Source organism: Pseudomonas sp. Root329, from assembly GCF_001424925.1.
Classification (GTDB): Bacteria; Pseudomonadota; Gammaproteobacteria; order Pseudomonadales; family Pseudomonadaceae; genus Aquipseudomonas; species Aquipseudomonas arabinosi.
In genome coordinates, this window is sequence record NZ_LMCV01000037.1 from 1 (window position 1) to 14788 (window position 14788).

Below are 14788 nucleotides of genomic sequence, written 5' to 3' on the forward strand. Positions count from 1 at the left end.
ATAGCTACTTTGTTCATGGCAACGGTCTCCGGTGAGCCCCCTGTGAAAGCTTAGTGGGCGATCACAGAGGGCAGCGGGGGTAGCCATTTCATTATTTGACCGGATTTCTTCAGGGCGAACGCGGTTGAATAATGTGGGAGCGGGCTTGCTCGCGAAGGCGGTGTGTCAGTCAGCGTTGATGCTGAAGCTGATGGCCCCTTCGCGAGCAAGCCCGCTCCCACAAGGTCGGGTTCGATCACATTCTGCTATCAGTCCTCGAGTGCGCGGACCCGCTCGTGGCGTTGCTGCTCGTCGGGTTGCGCGGAGGTCTGCAAGGTGAAATCGAAGTCGATTTCGGCAAAGCGACCGCTCACACCATGGGCCGCCGCACGCTGTTGATCGTCGCTGAAGGTGATCTTAGCGATCAGCTCATCCCGAGTGGCATAGGCGAAATCGTCGTGCAGGTACTGATCACCGTCGAGGTTGATCTGGGTAGTCAGGTGACGATGATCCGGCGCGGAGATGAAGAAGTGAATGTGCGCCGGCCGTTGCCCATGACGGCCCAGTTGATCGAGCAGTTGCTGGGTCGGACCGTCCGGCGGGCAGCCATAGCCCGACGGCACGATGCTGCGAAAGCGATAACGACCCTCAGCATCGGTGACGATCCGACGACGCAAGTTGAACTCCGATTGAGTGGTATCAAAGTAGGAGTAAGTGCCGCCGGTGTTGGCGTGCCAGACATCCACCACCGCGCCGGCCAACGGTTCGCCGGCGGTGTTCTTGACCTGGCCCTGCATGAACAGCACCACACCCGGATCGACGCCGTCATCCAGTCGCGCTTCGCCGTCCGACAGCGGCGCACCCGCCACGTACAGCGGGCCCTCGATGGTCCGCGGCGTGCCGCCGGCCTTGCCGGCCTGCTCGTCTTCGGCGTCCATCAGCAGGTCAAGGTAATGCTCCAGACCGAGCCCGGCCACCACCAACCCGGCCTCTTGACGCGCACCCAGCACGTTGAGGTAGTTGACGGCTTTCCAGAACTCTTCCGGCGTCACGGCCAGGTCTTCGATGATGTTCACCGAATCACGCAGGATGCGGTACACCAATGCCTTGGTCCGCGGGTCGCCGGCGTCGTTGAGCAGGCCGCTGGCCTCTTCGAGAAATTTCTGGACTTCGGCAGTGTGGGAAATCTTGACGTTCATTTTGGTGGGTTCCTCATCTTGTAATTATTAGCGTAGCGAACTGAACAGGCTGGGTTCAGCGGTCATCCTCGCGAATGGAAGAAGGATGCCGGCACATCGCGTCGACCTCGATCGCCATGTACGGAAACAGCGGCAATTGCATGAGCAGGTCGTGCAGTTCCTGCACGCTGTCGACGTCGAAAACGCTGTAATTGGCATAGTGCCCGGCGATGCGCCACAGGTGACGCCACTTGCCTTGCTCTTGCAGGCGCTGGGCCAGGGCTTTTTCGTCAGCCTTCAGCTTCGCGGCTGCTTCGGGATTCATGTCGACCGGCAGGTTCACGGTCATTTTTACGTGGAACAGCATAATGCTCTCCTCAGGCTTGATGAATGGCAGTAGACGTTTTGTCACGGCGGAAGAACGCCAGACGTTCTTCATCGAGGCTCAGGCCCAGCCCCGGTGTTTTCGGCACGTGCAACTCAAAATCGCGATAGACCAGCGGCTCGCTGAGAATGTCTTCAGTCAGCAGTAATGGACCGAACAGCTCGGTGTCCCACGCCAGCTTGTTCAGCGTGATAAAGGCATGGGCCGAGGCCAGGGTGCCGATGCCGCCTTCGAGCATGGTGCCGCCATACAGGCCGATACCGGCCGCTTCGGCAATCGCAGCGGTTCGCAGCACGGCGCGCGGGCCGCCGTTCTTGGCAATCTTCAAGGCAAACACCGAGGCCGCGCCTTCACGGGCCAGGTTGAACGCATCCTCCACGCATTCGATGGATTCATCGGCCATGATCGGCGCCGGGCTCATGGCGTTCAGGCGCGCCATGCCGGCGCGGTTGTTGCGCGAAATCGGCTGTTCGATCAGGTCGATGCCGTTGGTTCCCAGGATCCGGCAGGCGCGCAACGCGACCGCTTCATCCCAGGCCTGATTGACATCCACCCGCACACTGGCGTGATCGCCCAGGGCTTTTTTGATCGCAATGACGTGGGCCAGGTCGCGGTTGACCTCACCGGCACCGATTTTCAGTTTGAAGATCCGATGGCGGCGCAGATCGAGCATTTTTTCCGCTTCGGCGATGTCCTGGCCGGTGTCGCCACTGGCCAGGGTCCATGCCACTGGCAGGGCATCGCGAACGCGGCCGCCCAGCAACTCGCTGACCGGCAGCCCGAGGCGTTTGCCCTGAGCGTCGAGCAAGGCGGTTTCGATACCTGATTTAGCGAAGGTGTTGCCACGGATGCTGCGCTCCAGGCGCAACATCGCGGCGTTCACGTTGGCGCTGTCCTGGCCCAGCAGCAGCGGCGCGAAGTGTTTGTCGATGTTGGTCTTGATGCTGTCAGGGCTTTCGTTGCCGTAGGCCAGGCCACCAATGGTGGTGGATTCGCCAATGCCTTCAATGCCGTCGGCGCAGCGCACGCGAATGATCACCAGGGTCTGGTTCTGCATGGTGTGCATCGCCAGTTTGTGCGGGCGGATGGTCGGCAGATCGACGATGATCGTCTCGATCGATTCAATGGCTGTTGCAAGCATGTCGATACCCGTCAGGTTCTTAAAGTTCTGGAACCGATTCTGGTACGGCTTTTTTCGGGAAGCCAATATAGAATTGGTCTGGCTTGATACCTTTAAGGTATGCAACCGACTTGTGTCTGGAGGCTTTATGGAACTGCGTCACCTGCGGTATTTTCAGGTGTTGGCTCAAACCCTCAATTTCACCCGTGCCGCCGAGCTTCTGCACATTGCCCAACCGCCACTGAGCCGGCAGATGCAGCAACTGGAGGACGAACTCGGGGTGTTGTTGCTGGAGCGCGGGCGGCCGCTGAAGCTGACCGACGCCGGGCGGTTTTTCCATGAGCACTCCACCGCCCTGCTCGAGCAACTGGGCAAGGTCTGTGACAACACACGACGGATCGGTCTGGGGGAGAAAACCTGGCTGGGCATCGGTTTCGCCCCGTCGACGCTCTACGGCGTACTGCCGGAACTGATTCGCCGTTTGCGCAGCGGCGAGCCCCTGGAGCTTGAACTGGGGCTCTCGGAAATGACCACGTTGCAGCAAGTACAGGCGCTCAAGGCCGGGCGCATCGACATTGGTTTCGGCCGAATCCGCATCGACGACCCGGCGATCATCCAGACTGTGTTGACCGAAGATCGGTTGGTCGCGGCCCTGCCCGCCGGCCATCCATTACTGGCCGGGCCGATCAGCCTCCGCGAACTGGCGAAAGAACCGTTCGTGCTGTACCCCGGCAACCCGCGCCCGAGCTACGCCGACCATGTGATCGCGTTATTCGAATCCTATGGTGTGAGCATCCACGTGGCGCAATGGACCAACGAGCTGCAAACAGCTATCGGTCTGGTGGGAGCGGGAATCGGCGTCACCCTGGTGCCGGCCTCGGTGCAATTGCTGCACCGCGACGACATTGGTTTCACGCCGCTGCTGGAAGACAACGCGACCTCGCCGATCATTCTCAGCAGGCGCGTGGGCGACGTATCGCCGGGGTTGAATCATTGCTTGCAGATGATTGATGAACTGCAACCGCGGGCCTAGCCGGCAAACGCCCGGCGCCCGGCACGCATTTCAATGCGCAACTCGCCAATCAGATTGGAGATATCGCGAACGCTGGTCAGCCGTTCGGGTGATACACCGGTAATCAACAGATCAATGCGCCCGGTGGCGGGTTCGTAGACTTTGATCCGCAACGTTTCGTCCGGATTCACTGTGCAGGCACAGGAAAGCGGTTGAAAACCGGACTCAACAATGCGGCAAAGCTCAGGAACTGAAACCATGACTGGCGCCTCCGTGGCAGGTAATCGGATCCAACTTGCTCAGCATAGATGCGCTTTTCCAATCCTGCGCCCGCCAATGGTCAGAAAAAGTGTTAGCTGTTTCTCACTTTGGCAACCTTTCAGTGAGAATCCCCATCCCAGATCCAATTCCAGATCCCCGGCAATTTAACCGCCTCTGAACCGTCGCGAACGGTACGCGCCATGGCCGCCCGTTGCAGCGCTGCCGTGTCGTCGTAAAACGGCTTTTCTGCGATTTTCACACCGGTAGCCTGTGCGCTGTCGAGAAGGATTTGCAGGTACTCGCGCGCGTGCCGGGCGGTGTAGCGATTGAGGTCGTGGAACGTCACCACCACCGGAATCACCCCATCCACCACCGGCAACTCGCCAAAAGCGATGCGCTCGCGCACTTCGGACATTGTGCGCAAGAAGTGGGCCCGCCGCCGGGGACTGGCGTTGAAACCCCAGATTTTGCCGTCATTGGCGCTCAGGTCGGTGAGCAATACGTGCATGCCGTGCTGCTGATAGGCGGCGAAGACCCGTTTGTCATAGTTCCAGAATGGCGGACGTACCAGGGTCGGCGGCGCGCCGGTGATCGCGGCGATGTCGGCGCTGCCCTTAGTCAGCGACTGCTCCAGCTCCTCCGGACTCAGAGACCGATGATTGGTGTGCCCGTGGGTCGCCGTGTGGAAACCCAATATCTGCCCTTCTGCGTGTTCGCGGCGCATGACCTCGCGACCGATATCGCTGTCGCCAGCACGTGGCGCACCCGTCTGCACGAAGAACACGGCTTTGAGGTTCGGTTGCACCGGGTTCGTCGCCAGACTGTCGAGCACCGTCATCGTTGGATTCCAGAAACTCGATGCGCTGGGACCGTCGTCGAAGGTCAGCAGAAAACGGACCGGCGGTTGCGCGCTCAGACGCTGTTCGGTCTGCGGCGTCATTTCAATGGGAGAAGCGATGCACCCAACCAGACCGGTGGCGATGATGAGTGCAGAGAGAACCTTGAACAGCTGTTTCATGTTTTGCCCATTTATCCTTCGTCGGCCCGCAGGTCGCTGCGGGCCGAGGTTGGATAAGGGTACACAGTGTTTGGTTCCAGCGTCGCCTCATCGGGTGCTCATAGCTCCAGGTCGAGCAGCGCCGCACCCAACGCCTTGCCGTGGGCGTCGAGCGCCAGGGAGCGGGTCACACCGCCGCGCAGAATGCCCGGCAAGACGAAATTGAGCGCATGGACGTTCGGCAACTCGTAGCGCCGTACCGGTGGACTGTGTGGGCCGAGCAATTCGGCGAAATGCTCGGTCACCCGCTCCACCGTCAGCCACTGACACAGTCGCGGATAGTCTTCGGCACGAAAGGTGATCACCGAAATGTTGGAGGTGTCGCCCTTGTCGCCCGTTCGCGAATGGGCCAGTTCACGCAGTTTGATGCGACTCATGCGATGTCCTCCAAATGAACTTGCAGAGTGACGGCATCGCGCGGTAGCAACAGCGAAGCCACCCCCACCACCTGCCGCACCGACTTGCTGGCCCCGCCACCGCCGTAAGGGCCATTGGTGTAGAGGGTTTCCACTTCATTGCCAATCCGCAGCGCTTCGGCGCGATCGGCGCAACGTGCCGCCACTCGCAGGCGCACTTCCCAGGGTTCACTGTCCGTCCGTGAACCCAATTCAGTACCGTGCAAGGCATCGACGCCGATCAACTCGGCGCGGATCTCCTCAAACACCACGCCCGTCAGTTTCAAGCGCTCCAGTACCACCTCTCGTGCCAATCGCCCTCGTGCCAACGCACCCGGCCCGCCATAGGACATCTGGCCCTCGCCGATCCAGCCGTCGAGATAACCCACCGAGACTTTCAGTGACGGCGGTCGCGCCCGGCCGTCAGCGCCTTGGGCCGATACCCGGTCCGGACCTTGGGCCGTGAAGAACACACCCGAAAAATCGGCACTGACATCCGGTGTCAGGTAAGCAGCCGGGTCATGCACTTCATAGATCATCTGTTCGGTGCAGGTCGCCGTATCGATGCGTCCGCCAGAGCCGGCGACCTTGCTGATCACCGCGCGTCCCGTGGTATCCACCTCGGCCAGTGGAAACCCCAGGCGCGCCAGATCCGGCACATCCTTGAACCCCGGGTCGGCAAAATAGCCACCGCTGATCTGGCCCGCACACTCGAGCAAATGCCCCACGAGTGTGCCGCGTCCCAACAGCGACCAATCATCCGCCGCCCAGCCGAATTCGAACATCTGTGGTGCGAGGAACAGCGAAGGGTCCGCCACACGGCCGGTGATGATCACGTCGGCATCGGCGTGCAACGCGTCGATGATGCCCTCCACACCCAGATAAGCATTAGCCGAAATGACACGATCACCCAGGGACGCCAACGTGCTGCCGTTATCCAGGGTCTGCGACAGATCGCGCAACAGTGTCGCCAGCACATCGTCACCGGTCAGCGCCGCCACTTTCAGCCCCGACAAACCCAATTGTGCGGCGATCCGTCGGACTTCCCGTGCCGCGGCCAGCGGATTGGCCGCGCCCATGTTGGTGATCACCCGCAAACGTCGGCGCTGGCCATCGGCGCCACGACCGACAAAGGGCAGCACGCGACGCATGCGCTCCCCCAGCAACGGGTCGAAACCCGCATCGGGGTCAACCAGCCGCGCTTGCTGTGCCAGGGCAATAGTGCGCTCGGCCAGGCATTCGAACACCAGATAATCCAGCTCGCCGTGCTCGGCCAATTCGATGGCCGGTTCGATGCGGTCGCCGGAGTAACCGGCACCGGAACCGATGCGTAAGGTTTTCATTCAGAAGACTCCAAGAAGCAGCGCTGTCAGGGTCATGAGCACCGAGGCCGCGAACAGAAAAGGGATGGTGAAGCGCTGGTGATCCGCCAGTTCGATCTTGCACAACCCCACCAACAGAAAAGTCGCGGGGGTCAGCGGGCTGACCGGGAACCCGGTGGTGTGCACCCCCAGCAATGACGCTTGGGCCACTTGCACAGGGTCGACGCCCAAGGCCCGGCCGACTTCAGCCACCACCGGCATGATGCCGAAATAGAAGGAATCGGGATCGAACAGCAGGCTCAAGGGCATGGAGATGAAGCCCACCACCATCGGAATCAACTTGCCGTGCCCGGCGGGAATCTGCGCCACCGCGACCTCAGCCATGGCCTTGAGCATCCCGCTGCCCTGCATGATCCCGGTGAACACACCGGCCGCCAGAAGAATGCTGGCCATGGTCAGCGCCGTTTTCGCATGGGCGTCGATGCGTGCGCGTTGGGCATCGACGTTGGGGTAGTTGAGGCACAAAGCGAGCACGGTACCGAGCATGAACATCACCACAGGGTCCACGAACCCGGCAATCATCACGCCCATCACCACCACGGTCAGCACCAGATTGACCCAAAACAGATGCGGTTTGCGCAGTGCGACCTCGACGTCGCTCAGCACCCGTTTCGGCATCACGTCCACCGACGCCCCGGCACCAAGGCCCAAGCGCCGCTCTTCGCGACGACCGAGGAACCAGGCGCAGGTAAAGACGAACCCCAGCCCCACGATCTGCACGGGGATCAGTGGTTGAAACAGGTCGGCTACCGGCACATGCAATGCCGCCGAGGACCGCAGGACCGGGCCGGTCCATGGCAGGAAATTGACCCCGGCGGCCATGGCCGTGACGCAGGCCAGAATGCGCTTATCCATGCCCAGCCGCGTATACAACGGCAGCATGGCCGGGATGGTCACCAGGAAGGTGACGGCCCCTGAACCGTCCAGATGCACCAGCAACGCCAACAGCGCGGTGCCCATGACAATGCGCGTCGGACGGGTCCCCACTCGGTGCAGGATCCGGTCGATGATCGGGTCCAGCATGCCGGCGTCCGTCATCACGCCGAAGAACAGAATCGCGAACACAAACATCCCGACCACCGGGGCGACGTTCTTGATACCGGTAATGATGAAGGCACTGGTCTGCAGACCGAATCCGCCGATCAGTGCAGCGATGATGGGCAAGGCGATCAATGCAACCAGGGGTGAAAGGCGTTTGCTCATGACAGCAGCAAGCAAACAGAGAATGGTAATGACACCGAGTGTGGCAAGCATGGGCAGATCCTGTTCGGCCTCTCTGATCGCCTGGGCGATGAGACGCGCTGTTGTTGTTTTCACCGAGTATTGGAATTGCAGGTAATCTTTGTAAATTGAAATGTTCGGCGGTCATCATTCGGAAAAACAAAATGAAGAACTCGATCCAACACATCCGCGCTTTTCTGGCCGTTGCACAAACCGGTAGTTTTTCCAGGGCGGCGGTGGTGCTGAACCTCTCGCCTTCGGCGTTGACCGTGCAAATTCAACAACTGGAGGATTGGCTCGGCGTCGCCCTGCTCGAACGCAGCCCACGCCACGTCAGCCTCACCAGCGCCGGGCAAAGCGCATTGCTGCCGATGGAGAAGTTGCTGCTGGACCTTGAAAACATCGTCACCGCCTCGCGGGACTTGGCGTCGTTGCGCCGCGGCGTCGTGACCATCGCCGCCCTGCCCTCGCTGTGTGCCTCAACCTTGCCGCCACTTCTGAAGCAGTTTCGCGAGCAGTTTCCGGGCGTGGAAGTTCGTCTGCGGGACGTCGTCGCCCAACGCATCGACACGCTGGTTCGCGATGGCGAGGTGGATTTTGGCCTCGGCGTCCGGGCACGAATGAGCCATGGGCTGGAATTTCAGGTGGTCATGGAAGATCGGCTATGTCTGTTCATACCCATCGATCACCCACTGGCCAAGCGACGCTCAGTCACCTTGGGCGAGCTGACGGCTCAACCGATTATTCTGACCGGGCGCGACAGCAGCGTGCGCGAATTGGTCGAGCAATTGTTCGCCGACGCACAACTGCCGTTGTCGCCGGGACTGGAAGCCAATTACATGTCGACGGTGCTGGCGCTGGTGCGTCAGGGGCTGGGCATGAGCCTGCTGCCCGAGTCGGCGGACGACGGTCGCGATGATCTGGTCAAAGTGCCGGTGGATCATCCGGGCATCACGCGCGCCATCGGCCTGATCACCCGCACAGGGCAAGCCATGGCGCCCGCCGCGCTACGGTTCATCGAGATGCTGCAAAGCACCTCGACCGGCGTGCAGAAATTCGGGCAAGAAGCGACCCGGCAATGACGCAACGCTGCACGCTTACTCAGCCAAAGCCTGCTGAAACGAGCTGTCGATAATCGGCGCAGTCGCCAACGCAGCCGGCAGCGCTTTTACCTTGAACAGGAAGTCCGCGGTGCTTTGCAGATCCTTTGCTGCCTGCGCATCCACCGGGCCGACGGTCATGTGGGCCTGGCGCAACCAATGACGCGAGACGTTCTGGTCAAGGTTGGCTTTCTTCGCCCAGAGATCGGCGTACTCGTCGGTGTGGTTGTCGACCCAGGCCCGGGCCTTTTTCAGGCGCACCAGAAAGTCGGCAATGGCTTCGCGTTTGCTGTCGATCGACGGTGTCGAGGCGGCGATGGCGCTCAGGCCGGGCATCAGGTTCTTGGCGGTGAGGATCGGTCGGGCACCGGAGAACAGAATCTGCTGGGAGATGTAAGGTTCCCAGACCGGGAACGCGTCGATGCTGCCCTGAGGCAACGCGGCGGCAGCATCGATCGGCATCAGTTTGATGAAGTCGACATAGTCTTCCGGCAGGTCAGCTTTTTCCAGGGCGCGCAGGGTCAGTTGCTGGCTCCAGGCACCGGGCCAATAAGCGACTTTCTTACCCTTCAGATCGGCGATGGTTTTGACCGGCGAATCCTTGGGCACCAGCAAGGCAATGGTGTCGGGGTTCTGCCGCGACACGCCGATCAGTTTCACCGGCGCCTGCTTGGCGGCGAGGAACAGAAAACCCGAATCGCCGAGAAACCCCAGATCCAGCGCGCCGGTGTTCAACGCTTCGGCCAGCGGCGCGGCGGCCTGGAAGTGCTTCCAGTCGACGGTATACGGCGCATCTTTCAGTACGCCAGACGCCTCCACCGAAGCGCGAACGTTGTAGTAGTTCTGATCACCGACGTGCAGGACGACGGGCTCGGCGGCGTAAGCCAGTGGTGCGGCGAACAGTGCGCTGGTCAGCAGACTGCGCACGAATCGGGACAGGTTCATCGGGGGCTCCTTGAGGGTTATTGCGATAGACCATAACGCTCTTACAGAAGCCATTTGAAATTCAATTTATGCATAAGCTCATGACCAGCAGTGAACAGTGTTTGCCCAGCAACAGCGACTAAACAGACTGTTTTCCCTTGAACATTTCTCTGCTCCTGCTTCATCGCCAAGGCCTTGAAAATACTCGTCACGTAAAACATGGCACAGAGCCTGCAATATTCCTTTTATGCAGGAAGCATTTATAAAAAATGATTTTTTGGAAATAAGAATCTCGCCGCCTTGCCCGGAGCTGTCCCATGAAACCCACCTTCCGTTTTCCCCACGTCAGGTCACTGCTCAGCGCCTGCGCCCTGGCGCTGAGCCTGCATCCGCTTGCCCAGGCCGCTGAAGCGCCACCGGCCGAAGTGCATCTGGATTACGCCTATTACTCGCCCGTAAGCCTGGTGCTCAAACACTTCCGCTTTCTGGAAAAAGCCCTGCCACAAACCAAGGTCAGCTGGGTGCTGAGCCAGGGCAGCAACCGCTCGCTGGAATACCTCAACAGCGGCGGCGTCGACTTCGCCTCCTCCGCCAGCCTCGCCGCCGTGCTGAGCCGCGCCAATGGCAGCCCGATCAAATCGGTTTACGTCTACAGCCGCGCCGAATGGACGGCGCTGGTGGTGCGCAAGGATTCGCTCTACAAGACCGTGGCCGATCTGAAAGGCAAAAAAATTGCCGCCACCAAGGGCACCGATCCGTACCTGTTTACCCTGCGCAGCCTGCAACAGGCAGGCCTGAGCAAAGACGATGTGGAACTGGTGCATTTGCAGCACCCGGACGGTCGCACCGCGCTGGAAAAAGGTGACGTCGACGCCTGGGCCGGACTCGATCCGCACATGGCGGCGAGCCAGGTTCAGGCCGGTTCCCGGTTGCTCTATCGCAACACTGATTTCAACAGCTACGGCGTGGTCAGCGTCACCGACAGCTATGCCAAAGAACACCCACAGACCATCGAAACCGTACTGAATGCCTACGAGCAAGCTCGCGAGTGGGCGGTAAAAAATCCGGAGGAACTGGCGAAGCTACTCGCTGGCGAATCCGGCCTGCCGCTGGAAGTGGCCAAGCTGCAATTGTCGCGCACCGACCTGAGCAGCCCGCAACTGACCGCCAAGGACGTGATCGCCTCCAAGGCTGCCGCACCGATTCTGGTTTCCGAAGAACTGGTTCGTCGTGGGGTGAATGTCGATCAAGTGATCGACCAACTGATCGACACCGGCTTCAAAGAAACCGTGGCTCGTGTAGGAGCTGTCGAGTGAAACGAGGCTGCGATCTCTTGATCTTGATTCGTCGTGACCGGAGAACCCAATGACCAGCAAAAGCAAACACCTGTCCGCCCCGCTGGCATTGCCCGCACTCCGACGCCTCAACACCGCCTGGCGCCTGCGCCTCAAAGGCCTGGCCTTGCCGGTGCTGATCCTCCTCGCGCTGGAATTCGTCGTACGCATCGGCTGGCTGCCGTCCTACCAAATGCCGGCCCCCAGCGAGATCGCGCTGACCTTGCGCGACCTCGCCGAAGGCGCGCTGTGGAAGCACATCAGCGCCAGCCTGTTGCGGGTACTGCTGGGGTTCGCCATCGGCGCCGGTCTGGCCCTGGTGTTTGCAGCGTGGGTCGGTTTGAGCCGCGAAGCCGAAGCCTGGCTGGAGCCGACGTTCGCCGGCCTGCGCTCGATTCCGAGCCTGGCCTGGGTGCCGCTGTTGCTGCTGTGGCTGGGCATCGACGAAACCTCGAAAATCGTCTTGATCGCCATCGGCGCCTTCTTCCCGGTGTACCTCAATGGCGTCGCGGCGATCCGCGACATCGACCGCAAACTGGTAGAAGTCGGGCAGATGTACGGCTTCAGCCGGCCGCGACTGGTGCGCCGCATTCTGCTGCCCGCCGCCCTGCCCGGTCTGTTCACCGGGTTGCGCAGCGGCATGAGCCTGGCCTGGATGTTTTTGGTCGCCGCCGAACTGATCGCCGCGACCAAAGGCCTGGGGTATCTGCTCAGCGACGGACGCGAGACTTCACGCCCGGACATCGTGCTGGCGGCAATCATCGTGCTGGCGCTGCTGGGCAAACTCAGCGACGGCATCCTCGCCGGCCTGGAGAAACGCTTCCTCGCCTGGCGCGACACCTTCAACGGCCAAAGCGCAGAGGATTGAGCCATGACCGACCACCTGCTGGACATTCGCGTCGAGCGCAAAACCTTCGCCGCCACCACCGTGCTCAAGGACATCCACTTGCAATTGCAACCCAGGGAAGCCGTCAGCCTGCTGGGCCCCAGCGGCTGCGGGAAAAGCACGTTGCTGCGGATCATCGCCGGCCTGGAAAAGGACTTTGAGGGCGAAGTGCTCAGCAGCGCCGGGGACGTCGCTTTTGTGTTCCAGGAGCCGCGACTGATGCCATGGCTGACGGTCGAACAGAACATCGGTTTCAGCGCCGACGACCATTACGACAAAGCCTGGGTCACGCAACTGATCGACGAAGTCGGTCTCGGCGGTTTTGCTCAAGCCCTGCCCAAAGCGCTGTCCGGCGGTATGGCGCAGCGGGTGGCGATCGCTCGCGGCCTCTACTCGCGACCGCACGTGCTGTTGCTGGATGAACCCTTCAGCGCGGTGGACGCCTTCACCCGCATGAAACTGCAGGACCTGCTGCTGCAACTGGCCGAACGTCACGCCATCGCCCTGCTGCTGGTGACCCACGACGTGGATGAAGCGCTGTACCTCAGTGATCGGGTGCTGGTGATGGACAATCGCCCCAGCAGCATTCGTCAGGAGCTGGCGGTGCAACTGGCCCACCCCCGTGACCGGCGCAACCCTTTGCTGGCTCGCCTCAAGGCCTTGTCGTTGACCGAGTTGCAGCGTGCCCATGTGATCTGAGCAACTAAGCTGAAATCTCCAGTCAGAGCTCTTCAATCGGAGCGCTTCAATCAGAGAATCAGCCAATGTGCGGACGTCTGTCGCAGTACCGTGGCATTCACGATTTTGTCGCGGTGCTGAGCATCCCCGACGCGTTGATCAACCACGTCGGTGATGAACCGCTGGCCCGCTACAACGCTGCGCCCACCACGCAACTCGCCCTCCTGCATCTGGAAAGCAACGGCCTGCACGCCGATTTTCAGCACTGGGGATGGCGGCCGCACTGGGCGAAGGATCGGGCGGCACCGATCAATGCACGGGTCGAAAAAGTCGCCCACGGCCCGTTCTTCCGGGCGATCTGGCCGCACCGCGCGATCGTGCCGATCGACAACTGGTTCGAATGGGTCGACGCCGGGGATTCGACGAGGCAACCGTGGCTCATCCGCCGACGGGACCGGGCACCGATTTTATGCGCCGCAATCGGACAGTTTCCCCGCGCGGGTGATGAGCCGCGGGCCGACGACGGTTTTGTGATCATCACCGCCGACAGTGCGGGCGGCATGCTCGACATTCATGACCGGCGCCCCGTTGTGTTGTCTGCGCCGCTGGCGCGGGAATGGCTTGACCCGGCCACCCCCAAAGAACGCGCGGAGCAGATGGCGCTGTTGCAGGGCGAAGTCAGCGAGGTTTTCGAGTGGTACAAGGTGGACAAAGCGGTGGGCAATTCAAGAAATCAAGGCGCAGCATTGATTGATGAAATCCTATAAACGTATCAATACAGACATAAATGCAGGCATAAGCAACGGTTATATATACATATTGATCACTTGAACGTGACACAGGCTGTTTCAGCCAAGAGACACTTTGCTTTGTTTGCTATTTAACCTGATAACCGCCTGTCTGACACTTCGATACATTTAGAATAACTATGGATAGCATGCGCGCCGCATTCCCTTCGGCACTCCGCAATTGACCAATGAGTCAATAAACCAAGGAAATCCCTACAACAACAAGCCTGCAGAGAATTAAATTGCGCGACGATTTCACAATTAATCAAGTCGATGGTCTGGCGTGTGTTTATCTTTCGAAGACAGAACATTACCCACTCGACTGTTTCATCGGGCAATACATAAAGACCCGCAACCTGGGTTCAATCTCCACTATCAGCAACATTCTTCGTTCAACCCTCGAAAACTATCCGGGCAAACCTCCGATCATGGTTAACGAACTGAACGCCTGGATCGACAAGACCTTGGGTTATAGGGCCTCCCACCCCGATTTTCTGCCGGTGGAAGAGGTTTGAGTTAATGGACCGGGTTCATTCAGCCAAAGAACTGAACGAACCCGACATCGAGCCACTCTCAATAACAGAGCTTCGGCCCAAGGAGGAATATATGAGCAAACTCGTTCCCTATGCCGTGCACTATATGTTCGACGGCGTTCGTCAGCACTTTTTCAAACTGGCTGAACAGTTCTCGGATGTCGAGGCAATACATTCGGCGTCTGCCCATGCTTATCCCGACTCCGATCGTCAAATCGCCGCACACGCCAATCTCGAAACCGCGCGCATCAAAGCGCAGCAATTAGGCATTACGCACATTCGCTGGAATGAAGCGATCTGATTTAATCAACGACCAATGAAAAGCCCCGCTTTGATAGCGGGGCTTTTTTGTATATGCAGCGAGGTCAAGGCTTCAGCGGACGCTCCTGGTCGCGGTCTGACAGTTCTTTACCGTCGTCGGGGTGCTTCCAGTCCGGCGTCGAACGCCTCTGCCGCTCAATCTCTTCTTCCGTGGGTTCGTCATCCACATCTTCATCCGGGTACGGACGCTTTGGATCATTAGCCATGCTCACCTCTCTTCCTGTAGGGGTCCCC

At 60.2% G+C, this 14788-nt stretch carries 18 protein-coding genes; 8 read left to right on the plus strand and 10 right to left on the minus strand.

What is annotated here, in order from left to right; genetic code table 11:
* Positions 1-248: 248 nt before the first annotated feature.
* Genes catA through ASC74_RS24705 form a run of 3 tightly spaced genes read right to left on the minus strand, consistent with a single transcriptional unit; the run spans position 249 to position 2683 of the window.
* Positions 249-1178, minus strand: coding sequence for a catechol 1,2-dioxygenase (gene catA, locus ASC74_RS24695; RefSeq protein WP_056744826.1), 930 nt, complete (start codon positions 1176-1178; stop codon positions 249-251).
* 55 nt (positions 1179-1233) lie between these two features.
* A complete protein-coding gene (catC, locus tag ASC74_RS24700; protein WP_046047438.1) occupies positions 1234-1524 on the minus strand; it encodes a muconolactone Delta-isomerase in 291 nt (96 codons plus the stop codon).
* A gap of 10 nt (positions 1525-1534) precedes the next feature.
* A complete protein-coding gene (locus ASC74_RS24705; RefSeq protein WP_056744828.1) occupies positions 1535-2683 on the minus strand; it encodes a muconate cycloisomerase family protein in 1149 nt (382 codons plus the stop codon).
* A gap of 127 nt (positions 2684-2810) precedes the next feature.
* On the opposite strand from ASC74_RS24705, the gene ASC74_RS24710 reads away from it, so the two are divergent.
* Entirely contained in the window at positions 2811-3695 is an 885-nt protein-coding gene (locus tag ASC74_RS24710) for a LysR family transcriptional regulator (protein WP_033057700.1), read from the plus strand.
* On the opposite strand, the gene ASC74_RS24715 is transcribed toward ASC74_RS24710, so the two are convergent.
* From ASC74_RS24715 to ASC74_RS24735, 5 genes are all read right to left on the minus strand, one after another.
* Positions 3692-3934, minus strand: coding sequence for a DUF1652 domain-containing protein (locus ASC74_RS24715; protein WP_056744830.1), 243 nt, complete (start codon positions 3932-3934; stop codon positions 3692-3694). The genes ASC74_RS24710 and ASC74_RS24715 overlap by 4 nt on opposite strands.
* Positions 3935-4053: 119 nt before the next feature.
* Positions 4054-4953: a polysaccharide deacetylase family protein gene (locus tag ASC74_RS24720; RefSeq protein WP_056744832.1), complete on the minus strand. Its 900-nt coding sequence runs from the start codon at positions 4951-4953 to the stop codon at positions 4054-4056.
* 98 nt (positions 4954-5051) lie between these two features.
* Positions 5052-5369, minus strand: coding sequence for an AtuA-related protein (locus ASC74_RS24725; protein ID WP_056744834.1), 318 nt, complete (start codon positions 5367-5369; stop codon positions 5052-5054).
* Positions 5366-6730, minus strand: coding sequence for an acyclic terpene utilization AtuA family protein (locus ASC74_RS24730; protein ID WP_056744836.1), 1365 nt, complete (start codon positions 6728-6730; stop codon positions 5366-5368). The genes ASC74_RS24725 and ASC74_RS24730 overlap by 4 nt, the downstream gene beginning before the upstream one ends.
* Entirely contained in the window at positions 6731-8023 is a 1293-nt protein-coding gene (locus tag ASC74_RS24735) for a CitMHS family transporter (RefSeq protein ID WP_056744838.1), read from the minus strand.
* Between the two features lie 131 nt (positions 8024-8154).
* Between ASC74_RS24735 and ASC74_RS24740 the strand changes: the two genes are divergently transcribed.
* Positions 8155-9072 carry a LysR family transcriptional regulator gene (locus tag ASC74_RS24740; protein WP_056744840.1) on the plus strand — a complete coding sequence of 306 codons (918 nt, stop codon included), beginning with the start codon at positions 8155-8157 and terminating at the stop codon, positions 9070-9072.
* Between the two features lie 15 nt (positions 9073-9087).
* Here ASC74_RS24740 and ASC74_RS24745 read toward each other — a convergent pair whose 3' ends face one another.
* On the minus strand, positions 9088-10035 hold the full coding sequence (locus tag ASC74_RS24745; protein WP_056744842.1) for an ABC transporter substrate-binding protein: 948 nt from the start codon (positions 10033-10035) through the stop codon (positions 9088-9090).
* 296 nt (positions 10036-10331) lie between these two features.
* On the opposite strand from ASC74_RS24745, the gene ASC74_RS24750 reads away from it, so the two are divergent.
* The 6 genes from ASC74_RS24750 (at position 10332) to ASC74_RS24775 (ending at position 14534) form a co-directional block, all read left to right on the plus strand.
* Positions 10332-11330 (plus strand): aliphatic sulfonate ABC transporter substrate-binding protein, encoded by a 999-nt coding sequence (locus ASC74_RS24750; protein ID WP_056744844.1) that lies wholly within the window; start codon positions 10332-10334, stop codon positions 11328-11330.
* A 49-nt stretch (positions 11331-11379) separates the two neighbouring features.
* A complete protein-coding gene (locus ASC74_RS24755) occupies positions 11380-12216 on the plus strand; it encodes an ABC transporter permease (RefSeq protein ID WP_056744845.1) in 837 nt (278 codons plus the stop codon).
* 3 nt (positions 12217-12219) lie between these two features.
* A complete protein-coding gene (locus ASC74_RS24760; protein WP_056744847.1) occupies positions 12220-12933 on the plus strand; it encodes an ABC transporter ATP-binding protein in 714 nt (237 codons plus the stop codon).
* A 65-nt stretch (positions 12934-12998) separates the two neighbouring features.
* Positions 12999-13679, plus strand: coding sequence for an SOS response-associated peptidase (locus ASC74_RS24765; protein WP_056744849.1), 681 nt, complete (start codon positions 12999-13001; stop codon positions 13677-13679).
* Between the two features lie 263 nt (positions 13680-13942).
* Positions 13943-14215: a hypothetical protein gene (locus ASC74_RS24770; protein ID WP_056744851.1), complete on the plus strand. Its 273-nt coding sequence runs from the start codon at positions 13943-13945 to the stop codon at positions 14213-14215.
* Positions 14216-14306: 91 nt separating this feature from the next.
* Positions 14307-14534, plus strand: a complete 228-nt coding sequence (locus tag ASC74_RS24775; RefSeq protein WP_046047446.1) for a DUF6555 family protein — start codon at positions 14307-14309, stop codon at positions 14532-14534.
* Positions 14535-14598: 64 nt separating this feature from the next.
* Here ASC74_RS24775 and ASC74_RS31895 read toward each other — a convergent pair whose 3' ends face one another.
* On the minus strand, positions 14599-14760 hold the full coding sequence (locus tag ASC74_RS31895; protein WP_008157331.1) for a hypothetical protein: 162 nt from the start codon (positions 14758-14760) through the stop codon (positions 14599-14601).
* Positions 14761-14788: the final 28 nt, after the last annotated feature.

What these genes read in the sequence shown, in the direction of transcription:
- catA (WP_056744826.1), bottom strand. Translation starts at nt 1,178, where the DNA reads ATGAACGTCAAGATTTCCCACACTGCCGAAGTCCAGAAATTTCTCGAA.
- catC (WP_046047438.1), bottom strand. Translation starts at nt 1,524, where the DNA reads ATGCTGTTCCACGTAAAAATGACCGTGAACCTGCCGGTCGACATGAAT.
- ASC74_RS24705 (WP_056744828.1), bottom strand. Translation starts at nt 2,683, where the DNA reads ATGCTTGCAACAGCCATTGAATCGATCGAGACGATCATCGTCGATCTG.
- ASC74_RS24710 (WP_033057700.1), top strand. Translation starts at nt 2,811, where the DNA reads ATGGAACTGCGTCACCTGCGGTATTTTCAGGTGTTGGCTCAAACCCTC.
- ASC74_RS24715 (WP_056744830.1), bottom strand. Translation starts at nt 3,934, where the DNA reads ATGGTTTCAGTTCCTGAGCTTTGCCGCATTGTTGAGTCCGGTTTTCAA.
- ASC74_RS24720 (WP_056744832.1), bottom strand. Translation starts at nt 4,953, where the DNA reads ATGAAACAGCTGTTCAAGGTTCTCTCTGCACTCATCATCGCCACCGGT.
- ASC74_RS24725 (WP_056744834.1), bottom strand. Translation starts at nt 5,369, where the DNA reads ATGAGTCGCATCAAACTGCGTGAACTGGCCCATTCGCGAACGGGCGAC.
- ASC74_RS24730 (WP_056744836.1), bottom strand. Translation starts at nt 6,730, where the DNA reads ATGAAAACCTTACGCATCGGTTCCGGTGCCGGTTACTCCGGCGACCGC.
- ASC74_RS24735 (WP_056744838.1), bottom strand. Translation starts at nt 8,023, where the DNA reads ATGCTTGCCACACTCGGTGTCATTACCATTCTCTGTTTGCTTGCTGCT.
- ASC74_RS24740 (WP_056744840.1), top strand. Translation starts at nt 8,155, where the DNA reads ATGAAGAACTCGATCCAACACATCCGCGCTTTTCTGGCCGTTGCACAA.
- ASC74_RS24745 (WP_056744842.1), bottom strand. Translation starts at nt 10,035, where the DNA reads ATGAACCTGTCCCGATTCGTGCGCAGTCTGCTGACCAGCGCACTGTTC.
- ASC74_RS24750 (WP_056744844.1), top strand. Translation starts at nt 10,332, where the DNA reads ATGAAACCCACCTTCCGTTTTCCCCACGTCAGGTCACTGCTCAGCGCC.
- ASC74_RS24755 (WP_056744845.1), top strand. Translation starts at nt 11,380, where the DNA reads ATGACCAGCAAAAGCAAACACCTGTCCGCCCCGCTGGCATTGCCCGCA.
- ASC74_RS24760 (WP_056744847.1), top strand. Translation starts at nt 12,220, where the DNA reads ATGACCGACCACCTGCTGGACATTCGCGTCGAGCGCAAAACCTTCGCC.
- ASC74_RS24765 (WP_056744849.1), top strand. Translation starts at nt 12,999, where the DNA reads ATGTGCGGACGTCTGTCGCAGTACCGTGGCATTCACGATTTTGTCGCG.
- ASC74_RS24775 (WP_046047446.1), top strand. Translation starts at nt 14,307, where the DNA reads ATGAGCAAACTCGTTCCCTATGCCGTGCACTATATGTTCGACGGCGTT.
- ASC74_RS31895 (WP_008157331.1), bottom strand. Translation starts at nt 14,760, where the DNA reads ATGGCTAATGATCCAAAGCGTCCGTACCCGGATGAAGATGTGGATGAC.